The 26,415-nt window shown below is 62.7% G+C and carries 24 protein-coding genes; 13 read left to right on the top strand and 11 right to left on the bottom strand.

The features are described 5' to 3' along the window. Positions 1–379 precede the first annotated feature (379 nt). The 3 genes from RhoBH5_RS20215 to RhoBH5_RS20205 all read right to left on the bottom strand — a co-directional run bounded on the left by RhoBH5_RS20215 (position 380) and on the right by RhoBH5_RS20205 (position 2,435). Positions 380–1,141 (bottom strand): DUF3800 domain-containing protein, encoded by a 762-nt coding sequence (locus tag RhoBH5_RS20215; RefSeq protein WP_270008716.1) that lies wholly within the window; start codon positions 1,139–1,141, stop codon positions 380–382. A 322-nt stretch (positions 1,142–1,463) separates the two neighbouring features. Further along, positions 1,464–1,901, bottom strand: a complete 438-nt coding sequence (locus tag RhoBH5_RS20210) for a hypothetical protein (protein ID WP_270008715.1) — start codon at positions 1,899–1,901, stop codon at positions 1,464–1,466. A gap of 33 nt (positions 1,902–1,934) precedes the next feature. Next, entirely contained in the window at positions 1,935–2,435 is a 501-nt protein-coding gene (locus RhoBH5_RS20205) for a tyrosine-type recombinase/integrase (RefSeq protein WP_270008714.1), read from the bottom strand. A gap of 1,051 nt (positions 2,436–3,486) precedes the next feature. Between RhoBH5_RS20205 and RhoBH5_RS20200 the strand changes: the two genes are divergently transcribed. Then, complete coding sequence (locus RhoBH5_RS20200) at positions 3,487–3,981, top strand: hypothetical protein (RefSeq protein WP_020906712.1); 495 nt, start codon at positions 3,487–3,489, stop codon at positions 3,979–3,981. Between the two features lie 342 nt (positions 3,982–4,323). Here the strand turns inward: RhoBH5_RS20200 and groL are convergent, their stop codons facing one another. From groL to RhoBH5_RS20185, 3 genes are all read right to left on the bottom strand, one after another. Then, on the bottom strand, positions 4,324–5,949 hold the full coding sequence (gene groL / locus RhoBH5_RS20195; RefSeq protein ID WP_003941476.1) for a chaperonin GroEL: 1,626 nt from the start codon (positions 5,947–5,949) through the stop codon (positions 4,324–4,326). 273 nt (positions 5,950–6,222) lie between these two features. Next, on the bottom strand, positions 6,223–6,780 hold the full coding sequence (locus RhoBH5_RS20190) for a DUF6764 family protein (protein WP_019744475.1): 558 nt from the start codon (positions 6,778–6,780) through the stop codon (positions 6,223–6,225). 81 nt (positions 6,781–6,861) lie between these two features. Next, positions 6,862–7,647 carry an HAD-IIA family hydrolase gene (locus RhoBH5_RS20185; RefSeq protein ID WP_020906711.1) on the bottom strand — a complete coding sequence of 262 codons (786 nt, stop codon included), beginning with the start codon at positions 7,645–7,647 and terminating at the stop codon, positions 6,862–6,864. 82 nt (positions 7,648–7,729) lie between these two features. Here RhoBH5_RS20185 and RhoBH5_RS20180 point away from each other — a divergent pair, with 82 nt between their 5' ends. Together RhoBH5_RS20180 and RhoBH5_RS20175 are read left to right on the top strand one after the other, a co-directional pair. Next, positions 7,730–8,875, top strand: a complete 1,146-nt coding sequence (locus RhoBH5_RS20180; RefSeq protein WP_003941492.1) for a PucR family transcriptional regulator — start codon at positions 7,730–7,732, stop codon at positions 8,873–8,875. Between the two features lie 156 nt (positions 8,876–9,031). Continuing rightward, a complete protein-coding gene (locus RhoBH5_RS20175) occupies positions 9,032–10,285 on the top strand; it encodes an NAD(P)/FAD-dependent oxidoreductase (RefSeq protein ID WP_269577880.1) in 1,254 nt (417 codons plus the stop codon). On the opposite strand, the gene RhoBH5_RS20170 is transcribed toward RhoBH5_RS20175, so the two are convergent. After that, on the bottom strand, positions 10,257–11,648 hold the full coding sequence (locus RhoBH5_RS20170; RefSeq protein WP_270008713.1) for an amino acid permease: 1,392 nt from the start codon (positions 11,646–11,648) through the stop codon (positions 10,257–10,259). The genes RhoBH5_RS20175 and RhoBH5_RS20170 overlap by 29 nt on opposite strands. A 189-nt stretch (positions 11,649–11,837) precedes the next feature. Here RhoBH5_RS20170 and RhoBH5_RS20165 point away from each other — a divergent pair, with 189 nt between their 5' ends. The 7 genes from RhoBH5_RS20165 to RhoBH5_RS20135 all read left to right on the top strand — a co-directional run bounded on the left by RhoBH5_RS20165 (position 11,838) and on the right by RhoBH5_RS20135 (position 19,311). Continuing rightward, positions 11,838–12,308, top strand: coding sequence for an SRPBCC family protein (locus RhoBH5_RS20165; RefSeq protein ID WP_003941500.1), 471 nt, complete (start codon positions 11,838–11,840; stop codon positions 12,306–12,308). A 34-nt stretch (positions 12,309–12,342) separates the two neighbouring features. Beyond that, positions 12,343–12,795: a hypothetical protein gene (locus RhoBH5_RS20160; protein WP_007733713.1), complete on the top strand. Its 453-nt coding sequence runs from the start codon at positions 12,343–12,345 to the stop codon at positions 12,793–12,795. Next, entirely contained in the window at positions 12,785–13,804 is a 1,020-nt protein-coding gene (locus tag RhoBH5_RS20155; protein WP_073512158.1) for a DNA polymerase III subunit beta family protein, read from the top strand. Before RhoBH5_RS20160 ends, RhoBH5_RS20155 begins: the two co-directional genes overlap by 11 nt. A gap of 72 nt (positions 13,805–13,876) precedes the next feature. Beyond that, positions 13,877–14,590, top strand: a complete 714-nt coding sequence (locus RhoBH5_RS20150) for a phosphatidylserine decarboxylase (RefSeq protein ID WP_003941540.1) — start codon at positions 13,877–13,879, stop codon at positions 14,588–14,590. A 59-nt stretch (positions 14,591–14,649) separates the two neighbouring features. Then, positions 14,650–15,480 carry a CDP-alcohol phosphatidyltransferase family protein gene (locus RhoBH5_RS20145; RefSeq protein ID WP_029254795.1) on the top strand — a complete coding sequence of 277 codons (831 nt, stop codon included), beginning with the start codon at positions 14,650–14,652 and terminating at the stop codon, positions 15,478–15,480. Between the two features lie 21 nt (positions 15,481–15,501). Beyond that, on the top strand, positions 15,502–17,679 hold the full coding sequence (locus RhoBH5_RS20140; protein ID WP_270008712.1) for an AAA family ATPase: 2,178 nt from the start codon (positions 15,502–15,504) through the stop codon (positions 17,677–17,679). A gap of 9 nt (positions 17,680–17,688) precedes the next feature. Then, entirely contained in the window at positions 17,689–19,311 is a 1,623-nt protein-coding gene (locus tag RhoBH5_RS20135; RefSeq protein ID WP_270008711.1) for an amidohydrolase, read from the top strand. An 81-nt stretch (positions 19,312–19,392) separates the two neighbouring features. Here RhoBH5_RS20135 and RhoBH5_RS20130 read toward each other — a convergent pair whose 3' ends face one another. Next, positions 19,393–19,545 (bottom strand): aminoglycoside phosphotransferase, encoded by a 153-nt coding sequence (locus RhoBH5_RS20130; RefSeq protein WP_073512160.1) that lies wholly within the window; start codon positions 19,543–19,545, stop codon positions 19,393–19,395. A 198-nt stretch (positions 19,546–19,743) separates the two neighbouring features. Between RhoBH5_RS20130 and RhoBH5_RS20125 the strand changes: the two genes are divergently transcribed. Next, a complete protein-coding gene (locus RhoBH5_RS20125; RefSeq protein WP_270008710.1) occupies positions 19,744–20,982 on the top strand; it encodes an HNH endonuclease signature motif containing protein in 1,239 nt (412 codons plus the stop codon). Between the two features lie 88 nt (positions 20,983–21,070). On the opposite strand, the gene RhoBH5_RS20120 is transcribed toward RhoBH5_RS20125, so the two are convergent. The 3 genes from RhoBH5_RS20120 to RhoBH5_RS20110 are packed head-to-tail and all read right to left on the bottom strand — an operon-like array spanning position 21,071 to position 24,160. Next, complete coding sequence (locus tag RhoBH5_RS20120) at positions 21,071–22,090, bottom strand: DUF2804 domain-containing protein (RefSeq protein WP_073512162.1); 1,020 nt, start codon at positions 22,088–22,090, stop codon at positions 21,071–21,073. 2 nt (positions 22,091–22,092) lie between these two features. Beyond that, positions 22,093–22,845 carry an isocitrate lyase/PEP mutase family protein gene (locus tag RhoBH5_RS20115; RefSeq protein ID WP_007730096.1) on the bottom strand — a complete coding sequence of 251 codons (753 nt, stop codon included), beginning with the start codon at positions 22,843–22,845 and terminating at the stop codon, positions 22,093–22,095. A 46-nt stretch (positions 22,846–22,891) separates the two neighbouring features. After that, positions 22,892–24,160, bottom strand: a complete 1,269-nt coding sequence (locus RhoBH5_RS20110) for a cytochrome P450 (protein WP_003945041.1) — start codon at positions 24,158–24,160, stop codon at positions 22,892–22,894. Positions 24,161–24,288: 128 nt separating this feature from the next. Between RhoBH5_RS20110 and RhoBH5_RS20105 the strand changes: the two genes are divergently transcribed. Both RhoBH5_RS20105 and RhoBH5_RS20100 read left to right on the top strand, forming a co-directional pair. Then, positions 24,289–24,924 (top strand): TetR/AcrR family transcriptional regulator, encoded by a 636-nt coding sequence (locus tag RhoBH5_RS20105; protein ID WP_042926208.1) that lies wholly within the window; start codon positions 24,289–24,291, stop codon positions 24,922–24,924. Between the two features lie 9 nt (positions 24,925–24,933). Then, positions 24,934–26,361, top strand: a complete 1,428-nt coding sequence (locus RhoBH5_RS20100; RefSeq protein WP_073512164.1) for a hypothetical protein — start codon at positions 24,934–24,936, stop codon at positions 26,359–26,361. Positions 26,362–26,415 lie beyond the last annotated feature (54 nt).

Here is a 26,415-nt window from a genome sequence, read left to right as displayed (position 1 = left end):
TTGGGTCCCACCCCCCAGAGAGCGCACAACTGAAGGGTGGGACGTGCGCGGCGGACCGACTCCCTCGATCGCCGCAGCGCAACCATACTATCCGACCCCGCCCGACCCCTGCACTCGCACGACAACGCCCCCGATCTCATCGCATCCAGCGGTGGGGTCGGGGGCATTTTTTCGTTGCACACGCAGGTCATAATTCGCGGATTTCGATCGAATTGTCATTTTATGACGGCGAATGAAACACCGAGCCCGTCACAGGGGTAGGCCCGTGACAGGTCGTCGACTGTGTGATGTACTGAAGTTGCTAGCTGATCCGGTCGCATGGCCGAGGTAGGTTAGCCGTCAAGGGGCCCCTCGAAGCATTGCTTCGGGGGCCCTTCTTCTATGCAGGGAAGACGTAGAGCCCATCACCACGCGATGGCGACACTGCAGCAACCCTGACATCGCCAAGTAGATCCCACATCAATTCATTGCAAATCAGGTTCGTTCGTCCATTCCGCGGGAGGACTTTGACTGCAGCTGCATATGCCGCGATATCAGCGAGTTGAATGAAGTATGACTGCTGCGAGTCCCGAGGGGCCGGGTCTTCGATAATCAGTGGAGCGCTGGTTCGCTCACCCGCGGCGGTCCAGGTAAACTTCCTAAATCGGCGGACAATCTTTCGAATGTCACCGTCCTGGCCGTTGTCATGGATCAACAGAACTGGAGCGCCGGTGCTCTCAGTCCGCTTTCGTAGCCGCTCAAGAAGGTAGCGCCAAGCCATATCCAGGACGTCGACATCCTTCTTTACCAGCTTGTCCTTGCGAATCGCAACCGAGAACGTGCCTGACGACAATCGCTCGATCGCGCGCATGTGCATCTGATAAATGTCACGCAACTGACCATCGCCCAACCCGAGGTCGCGGTAAACCTTCTTCGCTCCAACAATGTGGTTCGCCTTGGCTTCTTGTCGAAGAAGGACGCCGTACTTCCTTTTGATCTCGCGTCTCATTTTGACCAGATAGTTGAGACGATCATCCCAATCATCCATGGGAATCAGTACGCATGTCAGCGTGAAGGTCTTCGACCCACCACTCATGCCCACATCACCAGATTCGTCGATATAGGCAAATTCTGAGGTCGGCGATTGGGCCGACAGCTTCATGCGTTTGAGGGTCTCATGGCTGAGTGGGTGGCTCGCACTGCTAGTCATGCGCCACTGCTCGACGCATGCCGCGTCCACCGGGTACCGTCGTTCACGTCGACACTTCACCTGTCGGCCGGGCCCTGGGGATGTTTGCCGCATCTGCCGGGGCTGATCTTTATAGTGCCGAAATCATTGCATGCATCACGATTGGACCCTGAACCGGACTGCCCGGTATGGGAGCCGAAAGAGCGAGCGGGGCTTTTCGTCGCCTACACGGGCCCCAGCCAGTCTCCCCCCACCCATCCGACCCCGCGCGATGGGGTGAGGGTGGGGTGACGAGCTACTTTCCGCCGAGCTTGTCGAACGCAGCCGATAGGTCATCACGGTAGGTGATGTTCGCACCATCGCGAATCTCATCCTCAGTGAAGATGACCTGATCGAAGCCGCTCACCTGGACCTGGTAGGCAGCTTCGCCAGGTGGAATGTCGTCGAACTTGGCCTCAAAGACGCACATCGACTTATTGCCACCGGCCGAGTGGACGTCGACGACGGCGAGTGAGGCCTTCCCGAAGATTCGATCATCAGCCCCTCGCATAATCACTTCGGCACCATCGCGGACAGTTCCTTCGTAGAACTTGCACGCCTTCGAGCCCTCGGTTGCCTTGTTTGCGATGCCCGAGACCGTCACCGTCGGCGAGAGCGTATCCGGCTCACCTGATCCGCACCCTGTCAGCATCAAACCTGCAACGGCCAATACCCCCATGAATGTCTTCTTCATGGGGGTATCAAACCAGACGAATTGAAGTTCAATTCATGCAACCGGCCCGAGCTGCAGTCGAGCAATTGCCTCAAACTTTCGCTTATCCTTCACCGTCACGTACATCTGCGTATCAGCGAGCGACGCATGACGCATCAGCTCCTGAGTTGTCTTCAAGTCCGTGCCGCTGTCGACGAGCATCGTCCCAAACCAATGCCGCAGCGAGTGCCCAGTATTCGGCACGTCTGCGCGCACCATCAGTGCCTTCAGGGTGTTGGTCACCGACTTTGGGCGCATTGAACGCTTGGGGTCGGTCCGCGACGGGAACCACCACCCTTTACGCGGCATGTCCGCGGCGAGACGTGCCACCTCAGGATGGAGGGGCAGGATCGCGAACACTCCACCCTTGCCTTGGACCTTCAATGTCCCGCCGACGATATCCACTTCTTCGCCGCGAACCTTGGCAATTTCATGGGCGCGAAGCCCCTGGAGCGAGCCAAGGAACACCATTACCATGGTTTTCTTGTGCATCTTCGTGCTAATCAGGATCGGCATGTGCTCTTCGGAGACTGGGTGCGGCACCCTCCTTGGGCGACGCGGACGGCCGAGGTGAATCATCGGATCATCCACTCGCCTCTCAGTCTTCTGTAGCCACCGATGCCATGCACTCAAGTGCCCGAAGTATGTTGCCCGCGTCGAGGCTGACCATGCCTGATTAGCGAGCCAGGTTGCGAGCTGATGGGGCGTGAACTGGGTCGGGTCGGCAGCAACGTCGCGTGCGCAGCGCCGAATCATTGCCGACCTCTCGATCACGGTTCGCTGCGACATAGACTGTGCGAGCTGCCAGATCTCAAAGTCATCTAGGGCGGGGTAAGAATTCATACCGATCTGTGTTACCACCGAGGTGAATGCTACGGGCGAGTCGCGCCAATTCGTTATCGGAATGACTGTCATCGCAAGCGCTCAGGCGACCATCAAATACGAGACATTGTCACCCCCATGACACGACCGACGACACGCACCCAGCTGCCCGGCGCACCTGCGAGCTACCGCCCACAGTCATGAGAAACGCCCATGGCAAAACCTGAAACCCGAAGCACACCAACTTAGTTCCGCAAACATAAGTCATCCGAAAGTACTAGCCCTACAAGGTAATCAACCCCGCCATCCGAAAGGACTAGCGCCCGAATGGAGTTGGAGAATGCCCAACGGAAGTTTGCGCCTCCTAGATCATTTGGCGGAGATTGATCCACCAAAAGCACTATCGAAACAGGTGCAAACCCCACCAAAAGAGCTACACCACCGTTCCACCCCTCAAAGCCAGGCGACCGCCGCGATCCACCTCGACCGCCCGGCCAACCACGGCAAAGCACCTGCCCCCCAATGAAATCGAGACACTCACATCCCTACTCCATCCCATCGCCACCCCCAGCCACGGGCGTCGACAAAAATTTGATCCGAATTGGAACAAGTTCCGCTTTCTTGTGTATTGAGATGCAAGCCACAAGATTTCGCACTCGAGCAATCTGAGTGGCGTCGAAGATTCTCACTGTGGCACTCAAGAGAAGCGCGTTCTGCGTTTCTCCCTCACCAATAGGAGATTCAAATGAAGAGACTTGGAATCGGAACTGCCGTACTCGCCGGAGCTGCGACGATGGCAATCATCGGAGGCGGGACGGCTAGTGCGTTTCCGGCACCGGTGGCCCCGACTGCCGATTACATGATTTGCGGTATGGCGTACTCCGGCGGGGGCAGCGGGGCAGTCGTCGATGGCAAGTCCACACCTGCACCAGCCGGCGCTGTCGCCGCTAGCGGAAAGGTGATCGTGGCAAGCCTGTGGACGGTGTTCAATACGCAGGTCGATCTGGATCCGGCCAATGTCTCCCCGGACGGAAAGTCCGTGCTGATCACCACCAACTCGTCGGGTGACTGGTGCTACACGGGAAGTTCGACTTTGGCTACTACGGTAACGACAGGCGGCACCGTCCGACTGCAGTCCGCTGGCGGCACCACAACGCATCCGTCGATCAACGCCCTCGACTTCCTTGACCACAAGGATGCCACGTTCAACTCTGCCACTGGATTCAATTTCAAGTACTGACAATCTCCATCGCTGACAATGTCCTTGCCCCGCCGATCGGAACTCGGCGGGGCAAGGACACTGTCTATGATCGCACATCGGAAATACCCGCCGGACTTAGCACCGAGCGGATTTCGGCCCCGATCGGACGAACAGTCATCTCGTGACTAGAACCGAGTTCGGCTGAGAGGCCTACTACGCGTTAACCCGACAGCGCCCTACGTTCAGCACCAAACCGAACGTCAGTGGGCGTTCGGCGTCGAAAAGCGTGCTATCCAACTCGACATCGGCAGAACTTCATTGCCCAAAAAGCCCGGCCCACCAAACGGTGGGCCGGGCTCTAGGAGCTAGGTGGAGATGGACTCAGAAGTCCATGCCGCCCATGCCGCCGGTCGGATCGCCTGCAGGCGCTCCGGCCTTCTCGGGCTTGTCAGCGACAACGGCTTCGGTCGTCAGGAACAGAGCCGCGATGGACGCTGCGTTCTGCAGTGCCGAGCGGGTGACCTTGACCGGGTCGTTGATGCCTGCAGCGAGCAGGTCGCCGTACTCGTTGGTCGCAGCGTTGAGGCCGTGACCTGCGGGCAGGTTGGAGACCTTGTCCGCAACAACGCCGGGCTCGAGGCCTGCGTTGAATGCGATCTGCTTGAGCGGAGCGGACAGTGCAACGCGAACGATGTTCGCGCCGGTTGCCTCGTCACCTTCGAGCTTGAGGTCGTCCAGTGCGGGAGCTGCCTGGAGAAGTGCAACGCCACCACCGGCGACGATGCCCTCTTCGACGGCTGCCTTTGCGTTACGCACTGCATCTTCGATGCGGTGCTTGCGCTCCTTGAGCTCGACCTCGGTAGCAGCGCCGGCCTTGATGACTGCAACGCCGCCGGCCAGCTTGGCCAGACGTTCCTGCAGCTTCTCACGGTCGTAATCCGAGTCGCTGTTCTCGATCTCGGCGCGGATCTGGCTGACACGACCGGCGATTGCGTCGGCGTCGCCGGCACCCTCGACGATGGTGGTCTCGTCCTTGGTGATGACGACCTTGCGTGCCTGGCCGAGGAGCTCGAGGCCTGCGGTCTCCAAGGAGAGTCCGACCTCTTCGCTGATGACCTCGCCACCGGTGAGGATGGCGATGTCGGCGAGCTGAGCCTTACGACGGTCACCGAAGCCGGGAGCCTTGACGGCAACAGACTTGAAGGTGCCACGGATCTTGTTGACCACGAGGGTGGAGAGAGCTTCGCCCTCGACGTCCTCGGCGATGATCAGGAGCGGCTTGCCGGACTGGATGACCTTCTCCAGCAGGGGCAGCAGGTCCTTGACCGTGGAGATCTTGGAGCTGACGAGCAGGATGTACGCGTCTTCGAGGACGGCTTCCTGACGCTCTGCATCGGTGGCGAAGTACGCCGAGATGTAGCCCTTGTCGAAGCGCATGCCCTCGGTGAGCTCGAGCTGCAGGCCGAAGGTGTTGGACTCCTCGACCGTGATGACGCCTTCCTTGCCGACCTTGTCCATAGCCTCGGCGATGAGCTCACCGATGGACGGGTCGCCGGCGGAAATACCGGCGGTAGCAGCGATCTGCTCCTTGGTGTCGATCTCCTTGGCGGTCTCGAGCAGGCGAGCTGTGACAGCCTCGACAGCCTTCTCGATGCCGCGCTTGAGGCCGAGCGGGTTCGCGCCGGCTGCGACGTTGCGCAGGCCTTCACGGACCAGAGCCTGTGCGAGAACGGTAGCGGTGGTGGTGCCGTCGCCAGCGACGTCGTCAGTCTTCTTGGCGACCTCCTTGACGAGCTCGGCGCCGATCTTCTCGTACGGGTCGTCGAGTTCGATCTCCTTGGCGATGGAAACACCATCGTTGGTGATCGTGGGGGCGCCCCACTTCTTTTCGAGAACGACGTTGCGACCCTTGGGGCCCAACGTCACCTTGACAGCGTCGGCGAGGGCGTTGAGGCCTCGCTCGAGGCCACGACGTGCCTCTTCGTCGAACGCGATGATCTTTGCCATTGCGAAGTGATCCTCCGGATAGGGGGTGACACACAAGGTGACCGCTCGTCGGGTCACCTCATCGGCACAAGGCGACCGTTTGACCAGTCACCTCATTACACGGGCGACCGATTTGCCTGGTCACCCATCTACGCCTGTGGTCTAGTCAGTGCCCGCGACGGACGACCGGGGGTGTCTATGGTTCCCGGTCTCACTGCCTCGACCTGGCACTCACGGTTCGCGAGTGCCAACTGCATTTTTAGCACTCGAGCGTGCCGAGTGCAAGGTTGAGCCTCAGCCCGCGATGCAGAACTGTCCGTTACTCAAATTGACCGCAAACGAGAGCACTCCGACGCAGTCGACGCCGTTGGCATCGGCCGTAGCGCCCGCTCCGTAACCAGCGATGGCGAAGGTGACGTTGCCGTCAGCCGCCCCGGCCCGCGCGATACCGCCGCCGAGCGCAAATGCCTGCGCCTGACCGTTACCGCGAGAAGCCCCCAGCGCGGTTCCGAAGCCGTTTGCATATGAATTGGAGTAGCCGTTGTCGGCGGCGACGCTCACAGCGGTACCGCTCTCGGCAGCACCGGCCTGCGAACGGCCGGCTCCGACGGACTGCGCGCCGCAGCTCGCGGTCTCGGAGACCTGGATGTCATTGGCCGACGGCGGCGAGACACACGTGACGGGGGCTGCCGAAGCAGCTCCCGCACCGGTCAGCGCCAGCCCGGCGGCGAGCCCCATACCTACAGTCATCACAGCCCCTGTTCTCGCCAGGCGGCCCCCCAACCGACTACTGGAAATTCCGCTGACTCGAGAGGATGAGCGACGGAACCAGACTGACGAGATCAAGGGCATAGAAAACTCCTTCGTGGAACAAGTTCATTGGATTCGGGCGCGAGAGTACCCGCTCGAGTGAAGTCCGTCACCCCCGCCTGGTCAAGCCTCGAGGACGACCCCGAGAAGGGCCGGAAGATCCGCGACCGAATCGATGACATGATCAGGCTTCTGAACCGACAGATCGAGCACTGTTTGCCGAAACTTGCCTGTGCGCACCAGAACTCCGGTCAAGCCGACTCGTTGTGAGGAGAGGACGTCCCCGATCAGGTCGTCGCCGACCATCACCGTCGCCTCAGGTTCGACATGCATCAGCTCCGTGGCTGTCAGGAACCCCGTGAGAGACGGTTTACCCACTGCGGCGATATTTACACCTGCCACTTCCTCGAAGCCCGGCAAGTACGTTCCGGTGTCGATCCGAAGGCCGTCTACGGTCTCCCACATCATCCCGCGGTGCATCGCGACGACGGGCACACCGGCGAGCAGAAGTTCGAGCACTCGGCTCAGCGCCTCGTGAGTGAACTCCGGGCCGGCACCGCCGAGAATCACGACCTCAGGATCGGCGTCGTCGAATTCGATTCCCTCGAGATCGGCAGACACGTCACCGTGATTGAGGACCCACGCCCGCGCGTCCGGATACGTCGCCCGCACGTACTCCCCTGTGAGCCTGGCGGCAGTAACTATCTGGCTCGCCTCGACCTCGATACCGGCGTCGCACAACCCCTGCGCGATGAGCGACGAACTGCGCGAAGTGGTGTTGGTCAGAAACCCACAGGCCAATCCCCGCCGCCGAACTTCGCGTACGGCTTCCCCTGCTCCCTCGATCGGCTGCCAGGACGTGAGCAGGACTCCGTCGATATCGAACAGAACACCTTCGATGTCGGCCATTGCACCAGCCTATATTCGCCATCGAGGTCCTGCCGAGGCGTCGGAACCCGAAATCCGTCGATCGCTCAGTAGGCTCCCACCCATGGACCTGCGCGACGACGACCTATTCTCCGTTGCCGGTTCTCTGGCCGAATTGCTCGGCGCTCCCGTCACGATCGAGGACGAGAACTCGACTGTCCTCGCGTACTCCGGCGGCGAGCAGGCCGTGGACGAAGCCCGCATCGGCACGATCCTCGGCCGGCAGGTACCCAGCCGATTCCGCCAATTACTCTCCGATGCAGGAGTATTCGATCGTCTCCACCGAGAGAGCGACCCAATCTACGTTGATCTCGAAGACCCTGCGATCACGCCGCGCCTGGTCATCGCAGTTCGCGAGAACGATCACCCCGTCGGCTCGATCTGGGTCGCACTCGCCGGAACACCGACGCCCACACAGGAATCGATACTTCGATCCGCGGTATCTGTCGTGGCCGAGAGAATCGCCTCGGAGCGTGACCGGGTCGACAGCACACGCCGTCGCCAATCCCAGCGCGTCCAAGCTCTGATCGGCGGTGGCGAACCCGCATTCCGCGCCGCAGACGACTTGCGGTTGGCAGGCCCGCTCACCGTCGTCGCCGTCGGAACCGTTGCGGGACCACTGCCGGCGGGGTTGGTCGCGTCCTTGAGCTTGTACCTCGACACTCTGGCCGTCGACGCCGTTGCCGCTCAACTGTCCGAGACCATCTACCTTGTCATCGCGACCGACGAGACCAACGCTCGCCGATTGTCCGCCGACTTCCTCACCCGCGCCCGTGGCCGCGAATTCCTGGCAGTGGCCGTCGGTCGGACAGTGAAGTCTGCAAGCGAATCACATCTTTCGCGCTCGGACACCGACCATGTTCTCGGAGCGCTTCGTCATGGCCGGTCCGGCGGAACCGTCGCGGGAATGAGGGACACGTTGGCCTCCGTTCTCGCCCTGCACGTCGCCGACATCATCGACGGACTCGGCGACTCCACACCACTCGGAAGCCTCGAACGTCACGACTCTCAGCACGGCAGCGATCTGGTCGCGACGGCAAAGGCCTTTCTCGAGCACGGCGGTGACGTGGCGAATTCTTCTGCCGCACTGCATGTTCACCCCAACACGCTCCGCAACCGCCTGCGTCGAGGCAAGGAGATGTGCGGCGTCGACCTGACCGACGCCGACACCCGCTTGATTCTGATGCTGCAGTTCAAACTCGCTCGCTGAGCAGGCGCGGCGGTGCGTTGTGCGAATCCACAACGAGGTAGCTCCGACGATGGCCGAACGGCCAGTCCTTTTGCCGCCCCCGCGATTCATGCTTGAGAGAAGAGCCGGATGTGACCGGCGTCTCGGTTCGAGCAGAGTCTGTAGAAGGAGTGCGTCATGGGAACTCGTCAGAGCCCCGATCGTGTGGTCGTGGTCGGTGCGGGCGTTGTCGGATTGTCGACGGCCTGGTTCTTGCAGGAACGTGGAGTCGAGGTCACCGTCATCGATCGCGACGGCGTCGCAGCCGACGCGAGCTGGGGCAACGCCGGTTGGCTTGCCCCCGCATTGACGCTTCCGCTGCCCGAACCCGCAGTGCTCCAATACGGCTTGCGCGCGATGCTCAGCCCGTCGTCCCCGGTGTACGTGCCACTGACCACCGATCTGAAGCTGATTCGGTTCCTGGTCGGGTTCGCGCGCCACTGCACGCCGTCGAAGTGGCAGGAAGCGATGTCGGTCTACACCGAGGTCAACCGAACAGCCTTGGGCGCGTACGACGAACTCGCCGACGGTGGCGTCAAAGAGCTGACCCGCCTGGCCGATCCTTTCCTCGCCGCGTTTGCGTCCGAGAAGGACCGACAGACTTTGGTGGACGAGTTCCATCACGTCGAGGCCGCGGGCGGCGAGGTCGACTTCGACCTCCTCGACTACGACGCGATTCATTCGCTCGAGCCTTCACTCGGCCAGGGTGTGAAAGCCGGTTTGCGCCTGCGCAATCAGCGTTTCATCGATCCCCCGTTGTTCGTGAACTCGTTGGCGGACGCGGTTCGTGAACGCGGTGGAGAAATCGTCAGCGGTTTCGACGTCACGCAGATCGACGATCGGGTCGGCGGAGTCACTGTTCGCAGTGCACACGGTGATTCACGCGACGGTGACTCCGTAGTCATCTCGAGCGGTGCCCGCTTGAACAAGCTCGCAGCACCGTTCGGTGTGCGCAAACTGGTGCAGGCCGGACGCGGATACAGCTTCAGTGTCAAGCCCGAGCACCTCCCCAAGAACCCTGTGTATTTCCCCACCCAGCGCGTCGCATGCACTCCGTTGCACGATCGCTTCCGAGTGGCCGGAATGATGGAATTCCGCAGCCCTGACGCGCCGCTGGATCCGCGCCGCGTGCAGGCGATCATCGATGCAGCCAAGCCGATGCTCAGCGGCATCGACTGGACTGCGCGGGAAGAGGAGTGGGTGGGATCACGACCGTGCACTACCGACGGCTTGCCGTTGATCGGAGCCACGAAGTCGCCGCGGGTGCACGTCGCCGGTGGTCACGGGATGTGGGGAATCGCCCTGGGTCCGTTGACCGGAAAGATGGTGGCCGACTCGATGACCGGCGCTCAGACGCCGACCGTCATGCGCCACTTCGATCCGCTGCGCTGACAGCCGGTTTCACCCACTTGTAGTACGCGCCCGTCAGCAGAACCAGCCATCCGGCACCGACGAGCAGCGCAACTCGGGTATCGGCGATGACGCCGAGCAACACGATGACAAAAGCCAGGAACACGATCGCGAAGATTTGACCGTACGGCCACAGCGGCACTGGAAACTTCAGTGCCGCTGTTTCGTCTGCACTCATCTGAGCGCGGGAACGGAACTGCGAGAGCAGGATCATGATCCAGACGAAAATGGTGGCGAAGGTCGCCAGCGAGGCGATGACGAGGAACACCTGGTCCGGGATCAGGTAGTTGAGCAGTACTCCCACCAACAGGGCACCGGTCATGATGACAACGGTCATCCACGGAACACCGTTGGCGGAGACTCTCTTCATCACCTGCGGGGCCTGACCGGCATGCGACATTCCGAACATCATGCGACCCGCACCGAAAACGTCGCTGTTGATGGCGGACAGGGCCGCGGTGATGACGACGATGTTGAGGATCGATGCGGCCGTTCCCAATCCGAGGTTCTCGAAGATCTGGACGAACGGGCTGTTGTCGGAGTTGATGGTCTGCCACGGAATGATCGCCATGATGACGGCGAGGGTGCAGATGTAGAAGAGAATGATGCGCACCGGGACCGTGTTGACGGCTTTCCTGATGGTCTGCGCCGGATCCTCGGCTTCGCCCGCGGTGATACCGATGATCTCGGTGCCACCGAACGCGAACATGACGATCGCGAAACACGCGACGAATCCGCCGAAGCCCGTCGCGAAGAACCCGCCGTCCGACCAGAGGTGGCTGATTCCGGCATCGGTGTCGTGAACGCCGAATCCGAACACGATGATCGCGATGCCGCCGGCGATCATCGCGATGATGGCGGTGATCTTCACGAGCGTGAACCAGAATTCCAGTTCGCCGAACACCTTGACGCTCAACAGGTTTATCGCGCCGATGAAGAAGACGACAGCCAGAACCCAGATCCATCTCGGTACGTCCGGGAACCAGAACTGCATGTACAGGCCGAAGGCGGTGACGTCGGCGAGGCACACGATCACCATCTCGAACGTGTACGTCCACCCGGTCATGAAACCGGCGAGTGGTCCGAGGTGCTTGTTCGCGTACTCGCTGAACGAACCGGAAACCGGGTTACGGACCGCCATCTCGCCGAGCGCTCGCAACACCAGGTAGACCGCGATACCGCCGATCAGGTAGGCCAGGAGCACCGACGGGCCGGCTCGTTTGATGGCCTCGGCGCTGCCGTAGAACAGTCCGGTTCCGATGGCTGGTCCGAGGGCGATGAAGCGGATATGGCGCGCTGTCAGCCCTCGCTTGAGGCCATCCTGCGTCGCGGCGTCGCTGTTCACTTCTCGGTACTCCAGTCGGATGGATCGTCATACGTGCGCGAACCATTGTCCGCTACCACCGCGCGTGTTCCCGCACGACCCTGTTGGACGGCCGTACAGTGACCTGACACACATGGTCCATTGACGGATCGCTTACGATCGACAAAAGTGTTTGTAACTTTACGTAGCATCAACTCGACTGGAGAGACTGTGTCCAACACCCTCGAAGCAAGCATCGACATCGACGCATCACCGCAGGACGTGTGGGCAATCGTCGCCGACCTGCAGCGCATGGGCGAATGGAGCCCCCAGTGCAAGGTGATGAAGGTAATCGGCGGGACCGTGCGTGAGGGCGCCAAGACGATCAACGTCAACCGCAAGGGCCTGCTGGTCTGGCCGACGTCGTCGAAGGTCGTTCGCTTCGAGCCCAACAAGTCGGTGGCGTTCCGCATCGCGGAGAACCGCACGATCTGGTCCTACGAACTCGAGCCGACCGCTACCGGCACCAAAGTGACCGAGCGTCGCGAAGCTCCCACCGGAACGTCGAAGGTCTCGCAGTTCCTCGTCAAGACCGTCCTGGGCGGAAACGCCGACTTCGAGGTCGAGCTCGTTGAAGGCATGAATGCCACCTTGAAGCGTGTGAAGAGCGAGGCCGAGGCGGCTGCACGCACCTCTGCTTGACCCTCGACCTGGTCGAGGCATCAGGATCCGTTCCATGGATCCCGTGATGACACAGATAGCGCAGGCACAAGAATTGGCGAGCTCCGGCGATCGAGCCGGGGCTCGCTCTGCGTTCGAGAAGGTGTGGGAAGAGATCAGCGCCGCCCCCGATGCGCTCCACATCGTCTCCCTCGCGCACTACATGGCCGACGTTCAAGACGATCCGGCTCAAGAGCTCTGCTGGGACCTGCGCGCCCTCGACGCTGCAGATTCGTTGACCGACGCGCGAGCCCAGGAACACCACGCATCGCTGCAGGTCGCCGGTTTCTATCCATCGCTGCACCTCAACCTGGCTGCCGACTACCGCAAACTCGGACGCGACGCCGAGGCCGTCGAGCATCTGACGAAGGCCGAGGCGTCGGTCGGCACACTCGCCGACGACGGTTACGGCCGGATGATCAGGGGCGCTATCGAGCGACTGCGGGCAGAATTGATCCGTGACCACTAGTTCCGCCCTCTTGACGATCGGCGAGATGTCCAGGGCGTCGGCGCTCCCGATCAGCGCGCTGCGGTTCTACGACAAGGAAGGCGTGCTCGTCCCGCATTCCGTCGATCCGCACACCGGTTACCGCTGGTACACCGACGACCAACTCCGCGACGCACGCGTGATCGCCGGTATGCGGCGCGTCGGTGTTCCGATCCGCGACATGATGGCCGTCCTGACCGGACCGGAACCCCATTCGTGCCTCGACGCCCATCTGCGCAACCTCGAGGACGGTCTCGCCGACGCCCGGGCCGAACTGGGACGAATCCACCGCCTGATCGACGCGCTACCTATCTCCGGCGGCGTGGACATCGACTCGTGGGATCTACGACGCGCACTCGACGCCGTGCTGTTCGCCGTGAACGAGGAATCGGAGTTCCCGATACTTCGCGGCGTCCACCTCGACATTCACCACGGCGTCGCTGCGTTTGTCACCACTGATCAGTTCCGGCTCGCGGTCGCCGAGGTGAAAGTTCACTCCGCTCTGACGGTGTCCGCTGTCGTTCCCGTCACCTTCGCGCGATTGTTGCGCGACGTCGCCGGCGTCGTGACGCTGACTTTCTCCGCGCGCACGGTGACTGCGTCGTATCCGGGAGGTGAGGTGTCCAGCCCCCTGATCGAGGACGGAGAGTTCCCCGATCACCGAATCCTGCGCGAGCACCACAACGCCGTCGAACTGAGCGGCGACCACCTTGCCGCCCTGCTCAACGGCACCGAGGACAGTGCCGTCGTCAGCGTCGGCGAAGACGGTGGTGCCCGGGTGGATCCGGGCGGAACGGATCCCCGTGAGAAGTTCCGAGTACTGGTCGACCGGCAGCGACTGCGCGACGCCGCCGCAGCCCAACCGGGGCGGCAACTGGTGATCCGAGTAAGCGGTGCGACGCTCCCGCTGGCGATACGCACCGGCGACTGTGTCGGGTACTACTCGTACTTGATGCCACTACAGCCTGTAGGAGAGAAGGCGTTCACGTAATCTATGGATGCTCTACCACCCCGTACTGTCAGTGCGACCAGCAGAAGACCTACCGAGTAGTTAGAGGAGCCTGTGGCACGCCGACCCACACCCCCCGGAACCCCGCAACCCACCGGGATCGGACATATCGTCGATCTGGTTCGCCATGCGATTCCGCCACTTCATCCCGCCGGCCTGCCGTTCGTGCTGGCCCCGCTGGGAGTTGCAGCTCTGGGCCGCAACCGTAAGTGGGTGCGCCGAGCCGGTCTGACCACCGCCGCCGCATGCGCCACGTTCTTCCGTCACCCGCACCGGGTGCCGCCCAACCGCATCGGCGTCGTCGTCGCACCCGCCGACGGCGAGGTGGCGTTGGTCGACAACGCCGTTCCGCCCGCCGAGCTCAATCTCGGAAGCGAGCCGCGCCCGCGCGTCAGCATCTTCCTGTCGGTTCTCGACGTGCATGTCCAGCGCAGCCCTGTCGGTGGAACGGTCAAAGAGGTCGTTCACCAGGCAGGCAAGTTCCTCTCCGCAGATCTCGCCGACGCCAGCGAGGTCAACGAGCGCAACAGCATGCTGATCGAAACCGCCGATGGTCACGACGTTGCGGTTGTCCAGATCGCGGGACTGCTTGCACGCCGCATCGTCTGCTACGCCGGTGTCGGTGACGTCCTGCCGATCGGCGACACGTACGGACTGATCCGTTTCGGCTCACGCGTCGACACCTATTTCCCCGCCGGAACCACACTCCTGGTCGAGCCGGGACAACGCACGATCGGTGCTGAAACAGTTATCGCGCAACTGCCGTGAAGACGCCGAAGATGAAGTCAGCCGTGAAGAAGCCGGGAGCAGCCCAACCCCGCGCGAAGATGCCCAAACGCACCCAGGCGGTGCGGTTGCTGCCGTCCGTCATCACCATCCTGGCGCTGTGCGCCGGGCTGTCCGCCGTCAAATTCGCTCTCGACGGACAACCCGGTACCTCGCTCGCGATGATCGGCGCAGCTGCCGTCCTCGATTCACTCGACGGCCGCATCGCGCGACTGCTCGACGCCACCAGCAAGATCGGCGCCGAACTCGACTCACTGGCCGACTCCATCTCCTTCGGCGTCGCCCCGGCCCTGGTCCTGTACGTGACCTTGCTGGACGGCACCAGCATCGGCTGGATCATCGCGTTGATCTACGCGGTCAGCATCGTGTTGCGACTCGCACGTTTCAACACCCTGCTCGACGACGACGACGTCCCCGCGTATGCACGTGAGTACTTCGTCGGCGTTCCGGCTCCGGCCGGCGCACTCATCGCCCTCACTCCCCTGGCCGCGACGGCTCAGTGGGGTGACGGCTGGTGGTCTTCGCACTTCGTCGTCATCGTGTGGACGCTCTTCTCGGCTGCACTGATCGTCAGCCGCATCCCGACGCTGGCGATGAAGTCGGTATCCGTGCCGCCGCACATGGCGGCCGGCCTGCTCGTCCTGGTGACGTTGGCTGCAGCCGCACTCATCACCTACCCGTACATCCTGCTGATCGTTCTCATCGCGATCTACCTGGTGCACATCCCGTTTGCCGTGCACTCGAAGCGGTGGGTGGCAGCACGTCCCGAAACCTGGGACATCAAGCCTTCCGAACGCCGCGCGATCCGACGCCAACCCAACGTCGGTGGCCGCCGCTCGGCCGCTCGTCTCGGATTGCGGCGACCCCGCTAGTCCACGACGTACTCTCGAGAGGTGACTTCGCCGGAACTCGCCCTCACCGTTCGACTCAACACCTCTGCCGCCGACCTACGCCGCGGGGTCGTGCGCTTGCACCCCGAAGCGTTGGCGGCGTTGGGCATCCGCGAATGGGATGCCATCGCACTCATGGGAGCCCGCGGCACCGCGACCGTCGCGGGCCGTGCACCCACCGGAACCCCGGCAGGCACGATCCTTCTCGACGACGTCACCATGTCGAACGTCGGCCTGACCGAGAACTCTTCCGTCGTGGTCGGTCCGGTGACGGTGTACGGAGCGCGATCCGTCTCCGTCACCGGCTCGTCCATGGCGACAAATTCGATCAGCTCGACGGTTCTGCGACAAGCCCTTCTGGGCAAGGTCGTCAGCGTCGGCGACACGGTCTCGCTCCTCCCCCGCGATCTCGGTCCGGGTACGAGCACTTCCGAAGCCACCCAAGCGCTTTCCCGTACCTTCGGCGTCGCGTGGACATCCGAACTGCTCACCGTCACGGCCGTCGAACCTGCCGGTGGTCCGGTCAGCGTCCAGCCGAATTCGGCAGTCAACTGGGGTTCCGGCTCGGCGGGCACACTGACACCGAGTGCGCTTGTTTCCAGTCCGGCCGCCGTCGCGATCGAGCCTGCACCGTCGGTTCCGCTGGATCACCTCGTCGGCGCGCAAGCGCAGGCAGCCAAGCTGACCGAGTGGCTCGGCCTGGCACTCGACGAACCAGAACTGCTCCGTACGCTCGGCGCCTCCCCGCACCTCGGCGTCCTCATCACGGGCCCCGCCGGCGTGGGCAAAGCCACGTTGGCCCGCTCGGTCCTGTCCTCGCGCAAACTTGTCGAACTCGACGGCCCGGGAGTCGGTGCCACCGAGGCGAATACCCGCCTGCAGCGAATCGTCGACGCCGTTGCTGCCGTGCGCGGCGGTGGCGTACTGCTGATCAGTGACATCGACGCTCTGCTTCCGGCCACCGCGGAACCGGTATCCGCACTGATCCTCGAACAACTGCGCAGCGCCGTCGCAACCCCGGGCGTGGCATTCGTCGCGACCTCCGCCCATCCGGAGACCGTCGACGCGCGCCTTCGCGGACAGGATCTCTGCGATCGAGAACTCGCACTTACCCTGCCCGACGGCGCAACCCGCAAGGCGTTGCTCGAACTCCTGCTCCGCCGCGTGCCCACCGGAACCCTCGAACTCGACGCCATCGCCTCGCGCGCACCGGGATTCGTGATCGCCGACCTCGCGGCGCTCTGCCGTGAAGCTGCCTTGCGAGCGGCGACGCGGGCGTCCAAATCCGGTGATTCTCCGGAGATCACGCAGGAAGATCTTGTCGGTGCCCTCGAAGTGATTCGGCCACTGTCTCGTTCGAGTACCGAAGAACTGTCGATCGGCAGCGTCACCCTCGACGACGTCGGCGACATGGTCGAAACCAAACAGGCCCTCACCGAAGCGGTGCTGTGGCCGCTACAGCACCCCGACTCCTTCGCACGCCTCGGTGTCGACCCACCCCGCGGCGTGCTCCTCTACGGCCCTCCCGGCTGCGGTAAGACGTATCTCGTTCGTGCCCTTGCCAGCTCAGGTCACCTCAGCGTCCACGCCGTCAAAGGTGCGGAGCTGATGGACAAGTGGGTCGGCGCCTCCGAAAAGGCCGTACGCGAGTTGTTCCAGCGCGCACGCGATTCGGCGCCCTCGTTGATCTTCCTCGACGAAATCGACGCCCTTGCCCCGCGTCGTGGTCAAAGTTCCGACTCCGGGGTGTCGGATCGCGTCGTAGCCGCGTTGCTGACCGAACTCGACGGCGTCGAACCGCTACGCGACGTCGTGGTGTTGGGCGCCACCAACCGACCGGATCTGATCGACCCGGCTCTTCTGCGCCCCGGCAGACTCGAACGTCTCGTATTCGTACCGCCGCCGGATGCGGAGGCCCGCAAAGCGATTCTGCGTGCTTCCGGCAAGTCGGTACCGCTCGCCGAAGATGTCGATTTGGACATTCTGGCCGTCGATCTCGAGGGATACTCGGCAGCAGACTGCTCGGCTCTCCTGCGTGAGGCTGCACTCGCCGCCATGCGTCGGAGCATGGACGCGGCCGACGTGACGGCCGCGGACGTGGCAACCGCCCGTGAGAAGGTACGTCCCTCACTCGATCCCGAGCAGGTGGCACACCTACAGGCGTACGCGGACAACCGATAAGGACTGACCATGGCTGCTGATCTGGTTCTGTACGGCGACATCGTGACCATGCACGAGGAAGCACCACGCGCCCAGGCGCTCGCCGTGACGGGCGGCCGGATCACAGCCGTCGGCGCGCGCACGGACGTCGAGGAACTGGTGGGGCCGGATACCCGCGTCGTCGACGTCGGAGGTGCCACTGTTCTGCCGGGGTTCATCGAGCCACACGGTCACCCTTTGGAAGAAGCCATCGTGCTCGGGCCTGACGTCGTCGACATCCGGCCTGTCACGATCGCCGAGGCGGACGCCGTAGTTGCTGCCGTCGTCGACACTGTTCGTTCGCGAGGTGCTGCCGGCGCTTCTCTGAACGGTTGGGACCCGTTGCTGCAGAAGGGCCTACCCGACCCGACCATCGACTGGCTGGACTCCGTAGCGCCGGAGTACCCCCTCGTGATCATGCACAACTCGGGACACGTCGCGTATTTCAACACGGCGGCAGCAGTGCAGGCCGGCATCACCCGCGATACCCCCGATCCGATCGGCGGATCGTACGGCCACGACGCGACGGGCGCACTCGACGGAGCCGCGTACGAAATGCCTGCGGTGTTCGCAGTCGCGGGCCACGCAGTCACTATCGGTGACGACTTCCCCGCACTGGTGGCGGCCGAATGCGCCCGACTGAACGCCGCCGGAATCACCACCATCGCCGAATTGTCGTTCGACCCCAAGATGCGGCCCGCCCTGGCCGCAATAGCCGACGCCGGACTGCTCACCACCCGCCTGCGGCCCTACGAAATGTCCAACGACGCACACACTACCGAGGCGTCGCCGGGCGACGGAAACGACCTGGTGCGCCAGATCGGCATCAAGGTCTGGTCCGACGGTTCGCCGTGGGTCGGCAACATCGCCACCAGTTTCCCGTATCTCGATACCGAAGCCACCCGTGCGCTCGGGATCGCCTGCACGCACGGGCATGCCAACTACACCGGCGAACAGATCCACGACATCAGTTCCGCTTACTTCGCCAAGGGGTGGCAGATGGCGTGCCACGCCCACGGCGACGACGCGATCACCATGGTTCTCGACGCGTGGGAGCAGCTTCTGAAGGAGCACCCCCGGCCCGATCACCGGTTGCGCCTCGAACATGTCGGCGCGATGCGTCCGGATCAGTTCGCCCGCGCAGCGGAACTGGGCGTCACGGTCAGCATCTTCATCGACCACTTGCACTACTGGGGTGACGTTCTGGTGGATGACCTGTTCGGCCCCGAATACGGATCCGTCTGGGCCGCAGCAGGATCTGCACTCGCGGCCGGGCAACGGTTCACCTTCCACAACGACGGTCCCGTCACCCCCGCCAATCCGCTACGGAATATGCAGGACGCCGTCACCAGACTTTCGCCCAGCGGCCGCGTCGTGGCACCCCAGGAACGGATCCCCGTGGATGCCGCAGTGCGCGCCCACACGGTCAACGCCGCGTGGCAGCTGTTCAGCGAAGATCACATCGGGTCCATCTTTCCCGGTGCCTACGCGGATTTGGTTGTGCTGTCGGCAAATCCCCTCGACGTCGAGCCGGCCGAGCTGGCCGACATCACGGTGCTCGCCACCATCCTGGAGGGTCGGACGGTGTACGGAGACCTGAGCGAGATCGGCTGATCGGTCGCCGCGGACAAGACTGTTGCCCTCCCTGCTCGAGTTCCAAGGATCGTTGCGAAACCGGAGACGGCGCAGGTGGTCTCAGGGTTCAGTGCGGATGTCGTCAACGACCTGAGCAATCGCATGTTTCGCCCAGGCCGTGATCTGCTCGTTCGTGTCGCGGTAGCACGGCAAGGCAACCAATGCAATCGACAGAGCCCATGCGCGGCCACGCGTCCAAGTGCCCTCGTCCACGTCAACATGAAGCCGGAATGTATGCCGAGTGCTCGGCGTCAGCAGAGTCCATGCAATGAGGCAGTCGAGATTGCCTGCCGCAAATCGAATGAAGATCCGAAAAGTCTCAGAAATCAGAATTGTCGAAAATTATTGCATAGGAACAGTTTTCGATATTCAAGTCTTGTGTTCGAAACTTTGTTCGATTAGACTTTGAGCATGGACAGTCGGGAAGCGTGGCAGCTGGATGGTGAGGGCCTCAAGAGTGAGGTTCTGGATCTGGTGCGCGCCCGGCACGAGTTGCAGTCGCGGATGGTGTTGCTGATCGTCGAAATGTTTTCCCGGGACGTTCTCGGCGGGAAGGGTTTTCGGGCGATCGCACAGTGGTTGCACGGGTCGACGAATCTGGAGATCGGCGAATGCAGCCTGCTGGTCGGGTTGGCGCGGTTGCTGATGCTCGAACCCGTGGTGGGCGATGCGTTTCACCGCGGTGACGTTGATGCGTTGAAAGCCCGTCAGGTGGCGTCGTTTTGTCAGCATCCACCGAAGAACATGACGCCGGCGGATGTCGACAAGGCCCGCGGGATCTTGTTGGGGTTGGCGTCGAAGAACATCGTGGATTGCGATGCGGTGCGGGCGGCGATCCGGCGGATCGAGAAGCAGTACGGCAAACGCGAGGACGGCGTTCCGGTGGGTGAGGATTCGGAGCGTAACGAGTTCTACGCCTCGAAAGGCTTGTACGGGCGGGTGACCGTGAAGGGTGATTTGGATTCGGTGAACGGGGCGCGTCTGATCACGTTGTTGTCGAGCCTGTCTGCGCCGATACCGGAGAAGGACGGCGTGAAGGACACCCGTACTCCGGCGCTGCGGCGTGCGGACGGGTTCTGCGAACTACTGCGGCGGTACGAGCGGGCGGGGTTGGGTCCGATCGAAGGCGGGGTGAAACCGCACATCACGGTCACCGCGTCCGCGAAAGACATGACGGATCTGCAGGCTTTGAAAGACCTCCTGCCGTCGACGGAGGAACTCGGGTTTGCGTGGGCGGATTGGGTGGGTCCGATCAGTATCGATACCGCGCGGATGTTGGCGTGCGACTGCACCGTGACGCGGATTTTGTTGGATGAGAATGGTGTTCCGCTCGACTGCGGTAAGGAAGCGAGAACAGCGACGGTGCCGCAGCGGCGGGCTCTTGCGGTTCGGGATGGCGGGTGTGCGTTTCCGGGGTGCGGAACGCCGTCGGGGTGGTGCGATGCTCATCATATTGTTCACTGGAACGATGGTGGCCCAACAGATCTCGACAATCTGATCTTGTTGTGCGGTCATCACCACCGGACACTGCACCACACCGAATGGCGGGTGGAGATCGGGCCGGATCGCAAAACGGTGTTCTACCCGCCGATGTCTGTTGATCCGTATCAGCAGCCGATCGGCGGGAACAGCCCACCGACAGCAGCCTGAAGTGAAACAACTCGAGACGCGAGCACCGGGGCACGATCATGCCCCGGTGCTCATGCTGCGTTCCGCCATCTTCGCGGAGACGTACGGCCTACCAGCGGTTCCGAACCTCCTCGGCAAATCCGAGGAGATCTCGAACCACCACGGAGGTACCGTCGTCGAGGATTACTGTGCCGGAGAACTTTCCGAACACCTGATGCTGAATCGAACGCAGCACCCCGACGTCGAAAGTCGCGGCACGGTCGATGATCGGCTCGAAAGTCATCTCGAAGCGACCATCGTTGCTCGAGAAGTTCCACGGAGCGCCGTCGTACGTTCCCTGCGGGATGCCGAAGTCGATCCTGTCCAGTTTGTGTGCCCGCCCTCCGACAAACACGATGTTCTCGCTGGCCGCCGTAGTATCGCCGAAGCCGTACCCGATGTTGAATCCGAACCGCTCGCCGTTCACCAGTCCGGATGCAGAACCCCAGTACCAGGTGTTGTCGTAAGTCCAGACTCCCCTGCCCCAATCGAGAACGCCGAACGAGTCCTCCGAGCGAAATGTGAAGTCGTCGCTCCCGATTCGCACGGTCCCGGCAGCGGGCAGGCAGTTGATCTTCTGGTTGTAGTAAAACGATCGGGACGCCTTCGGAAACGGTGTGGCGATCACCATCCGGTCATCGGCAGGACTCGCCAGGAACAAATCGGCATGAAGACCTCGTCCACCGTCGAAAGCCGGGTAGTCGACGATCAGGTGGCGCCCACCGTCCACATGGCGAAACTCGAAGCGAGCTTTACCTTTCGACACCACCACATCACCGTCGTCCGCGCTTTCGGGCAGGCCGAGCCTTCCCATCGGGAACGGCAGCATCACGTTTTCGGTAATCTCGTGTGGTGTTCGGAAATCGAGCCAGGAGACTCCGAGCAAGCCCATGTACCCATTGTCGGCGACGGTCAACGCGATGCCGTAATCCGCAGTAAGAACGCAGTAGTAGTCCCACTCCTTGATCCGGAACTTCGGAGCGGCGATCGCAGAGCGTCGATACTTGCGAATCTCCGATGGGGCCCAACCCGTCTCGACCAAATGTCCGCCATCGTCGAGAAGCGGGCCGGGCGACATCAGTGTCTGCATTCTTACTTCCAGCGTCCCAAGATCTCGTTCGCACGGTTGGCCAATGCCATCTGGAAGAACGGACCGAAGCTCACACGTGCCACTCCGAGCGGACCGAAACTTGCCGGGTCGTCCTGATCCGGGATTCCGATCGCATTGATCGGAAGTGGGAGCTCGGACGTCAGGCGGCGCTGGGTCGCGTCGTCATGCCGCCCGACGGGGTAAAGAACGTCGGCGCCGGCGTCGGCCGCCAGCTTGAGGCGTGCGATGGCGCGATCGACGCGATCGGACTCGTCACCGACCTGCTTCACGAACAGGTCGGTGCGCGCGTTGACGACAACGTGAACTCCGGCTGCGTCGGCGGCCTGACGAAGCCCACCCACGAAGTCGGCGTGCTCCTGGGCCTCACGCAAGCGTCCGCCTTCACTGTGAACGGTGTCCTCGATGTTGAGTCCGACAGCGCCGGCATCGATCAACCCGTCGATGAGAACTGCCGGCTCGAGCCCGTAACCACCCTCGATGTCCACCGAGATCGGGGCGTCGACCGCACCGGTGATCTGCTTGATCCGGTGCAGAAGTTCGTCGAAGGTGATGCCCTCGTTGTCCGGCTTGCCGATGGAATCGGAAACCGGGTGGCTGCCCACCGTCAGGGCTGCAAAACCTGCAGCCACCGCAAGATTCGCCGACCACGCGTCCCATACCGTCGGGAGAATGACCGGATTACCTGGCTGGTGCAACGCCAATAGAGCAGTTGCCTTGTCGTTGATCGAAGTCATGCGGTGGCTCCTCGAGATCGTGGGGTGTACCTCTCACCTACCGACTCTAGTGAGCGACCGGGCAGCCTGTGCTCTTGTAATCGACCTGGAACTCCTTGATGCCGTTGATCCAACCCGAGCGCAGACGGCGCGGATCACCGATCTTGGTGATGTCCGGGACGTTGTCGGCGATCGCGTTGAACATCAAGTCGATCTCCATACGAGCGAGGTTGGCACCGATGCAGAAGTGCGCGCCCGTTCCGCCGAAGCCCAAGTGCGGATTGGGGTTACGAGTGATGTCGAACGTCATCGGGTTCTCGAAGACGTCCTCGTCGAAGTTCGCGGAGCTGTACAGCATCACCACGCGCTGCCCCTTCTTGATCGACACTCCTGCCAATTCCGTATCCTCGAGCGCGGTGCGCTGGAAGGCGGTGACGGGTGTCGCCCAACGGACGATCTCGTCGGCCGTCGTCTTGGGACGTTCCTTCTTGTACAGCTCCCACTGCTCGGGGTTGTCCAGGAACGCGATCATTCCGTGCGTGATGGCGTTGCGGGTGGTCTCGTTCCCTGCGACCGCCAGGATGAGCACGAAGAACCCGAACTCCTCCGGGCTCAAGGAGTCGCCGTCGATGTCGGCCTGGACCAGAGTGGTGACGATGTCGTCTGCCGGGCAGGTACGACGTGCGTCTGCCATTTGGTACGCGTATCCGAGGACCTCGGTGGACGCGACTGCCGGATCACCCTGGTATTCCGGGTCGTCGTAGCCCATCATCTCGTTGGACCACTTGAACAGCTTGTCCCGATCGTCCTGCGGTACACCGATCAGATCCGCGATCGCTTGGAGCGGCAGCTCGCTGGCAACCTGCTTCACGAAGTCGCCCGGGCCTTCGCTCACAGCGGTGTCGACGATGCTCCGTGCACGACGGTCCAATTCGTCGCGCATGCCGTTGATCGCGCGAGGCGTGAACAGCTTCGAAATCAGCTTGCGGAGCTTGGTGTGCTCCGGTGCATCCTTGTTGAGCAGAAGATGCCGGAGCATCTCGACGGCCTCACGTGGCATGTCGTCGGCGAAACGCGCGATCGCGGTGTTCTCCCAGCTCGAGAACACATCGCTGCGCTGGCTGACCTCTTTGACGTCAGCGTGACGCGAGACCACCCAGTAGCCCTCGTCCTGGAATCCACCGACCGTCGGCGGCTGCTCACACCACCACACGGGTGCGTTGCGACGCAGTTCGGCGAATTCCTCGAAAGGGATCCGCTCCCCGAGGACAGCAGGATCGGTGACGTCGAATCCGGCCGGCAGGTCAGGCGTGCGTGTTGTGTCCGAGATGGTCATGGCGTCCTCTGATCGGTCGAATGTGCGCTACACCACAGAGTAGCTTTCACTAACGGACTGTCAAGTGAAAGACGGAGAGTCTCGTGCAACTGACCCGTGAGAGCCCCCGCGGCACTAGGATCCTGGTAATGACAGATACCTCCGGCAGACTGACGCTGCGAGAGAAGCAGAAGCAGCGAACCCGCGCAGACCTCGTGGATGCCGCCGGCGCGCTCTTCACCGAACGCGGATACGCGGCTGTCACCGTCGAGGACATCGCCGGCCGGGTCGGTTGCAGCCGAGCCACCTTCTACCTGCACTTTCCCGGAAAGATCGACATCCTCAAGGCGCTCGGCTCGAACACCGTCGTATCCAGCACCCTCGCCATATTCCAGGATCTCGACCACGTACTCGATTCCGGTTCGCGCGAAGAATTCGCCGGCTGGATCAACCGCGCTCTCGACTGGTGCCGCGATCACCACCACATGATGCGGGCGTGGGACGAGGCCATGGTCCTCGAACCCGAGTTCCGCACACTGGCCCGCGAAGGCATCTCTGCACTGCCCAACGCGATGCCGTCGTACCTCGCCCGTTGGCCGCAGAGCCGACACGACGAGGCGAAACTCCGGGTCGAACTCCTGCTGACACAGGTCGAGCGCTTCTTCATTCGCTGGGCGGAACAGGGCGCGATCACCGCGGGTGCGGACGTCGCAGCAGACGTTCTCACCGACATCTGGTTTCCGGCACTCACGCCGCCCACGACCGATGTCGCGGCGCCGCGATAGGTTGGCCCGATGCCACTCGATCTTCGAGCGATCCTCACCACCGTCGCTGCGCTCCTGTCCGGGATACTCGCTGCGCTGGCCCTGACCAATCCGGTTCTCCGTGACTGGGCCATCGTGGCCTCTCCGTCGGAAGTAGATCGCTGGATCAGCAGTGGACCCACCGCTGTCGGGCTCGGCGCCGTGGTTGCCGTGCTTGCCTGCGCACTCTCACAGCGTCGCGGCTCCCGTCGGGCAGCCTGGATCGCGATCACCGTCGGGGTCGCCGTCATCGCGATCATTCGGGCAGTCGTGCCCGAGGTTGCGTCACTGGACCTGCTGATCGCCGTGATCATCGTCAAAAGTGTTGCAGCCGGTGCGATTCTGGGTTGTGTGGTTGCCGTCAGTTGGGATCGCACCGCCACGAAGAACGCCACCCTCCTCGGCGTGCTTGCCGCCTTCCTCGCGGTTCGCACGTTCGCCGGCGGGACGGGCCGGATGAGTACGTCTTCGGTAGGTGAGCCGTCGTGGTGGCTGATCGGCGCCACGGCCGCAGCAGCAATCGCCTGTGCAGTGACCGCGCAATCCGGCTTCCGGATCCGCAAGCCCGACGCGGGCGAAATCCGCATCGCGCTCGTGGTGATCGCCGCGCTGGCGATCGGGCATCGAGTGCTCGGCGCCGTGATCGATCGCCAGCAGTACGCGTCCGAGGCAACTGCCTGGATCGTCATGGTCTTGGCAGCGGGCGCTGCGCTCGCGTTGACATGGATCGCCGCCTACCGTCTCGGCGACACCTCCGGTGCTGGTGGCAAGTTCCTCTGGGCCGCAACCGCTCTGGCCGCTGCGTCGGCTCCGCTGTTCGTCGACATCGCGAAGGGTTCCGGCCACTGGGGAGACCTGAAGTCCCCCTGGGTACTGGTGCTTTTCGCAGCCCTGCCGGTCGCCGTCGGATTGCGACTGCACAAGCAGGTGCCAAACCTCGTTCCCATCGCCGTTCTCGTTGCGGTACCGCTGTCAGAACTACTGCCCTTCGACTCCGCGCACGGTGTCTGGTCAATCGCACTGAAGATCGCCTCGCTGGGTCTCGCCGCCGGATTGCTGTTCGGTGCCCTGGCTCCCGGCAGCCTGGTCGACGCCACACTCGGACTCGCCATTCCCTTTGCCGCAATGACCTTCTCGTCGATCGCCATTCTCACCGATCAGCTCACCGCGCCGCCAGAGTTGACAGCGGCAGACATTCAGCGATTGATGGAACTTCCCATCCCGGCGCACGTCAGCGCCAACGGAGGACTATTCGGACGCGGAATAGGCATCACCATCGACTACGTCACCCCTCAGACCGTCGGCGCTGCAATCCTCTTCGCCTTGATCATCGGCTTCTGCGGTGCAGCGATCCTCCGACGATCCCATCCACCCGTCGACACCACGGAATCTCGGATCGAACCGGAGCCAGTCGACTGACACACCGTCACCGGACTGAGACCTGCTATTGCGGTGCAACTGGTACCGGATTGA

This window comes from Rhodococcus sp. BH5, assembly GCF_027583855.1.
Lineage (GTDB): Bacteria > Actinomycetota > Actinomycetes > Mycobacteriales > Mycobacteriaceae > Rhodococcus_F > Rhodococcus_F qingshengii.
Note: the sequence above shows the minus strand (reverse complement) of the source record. Positions and strands in the feature narration are given on the sequence as shown.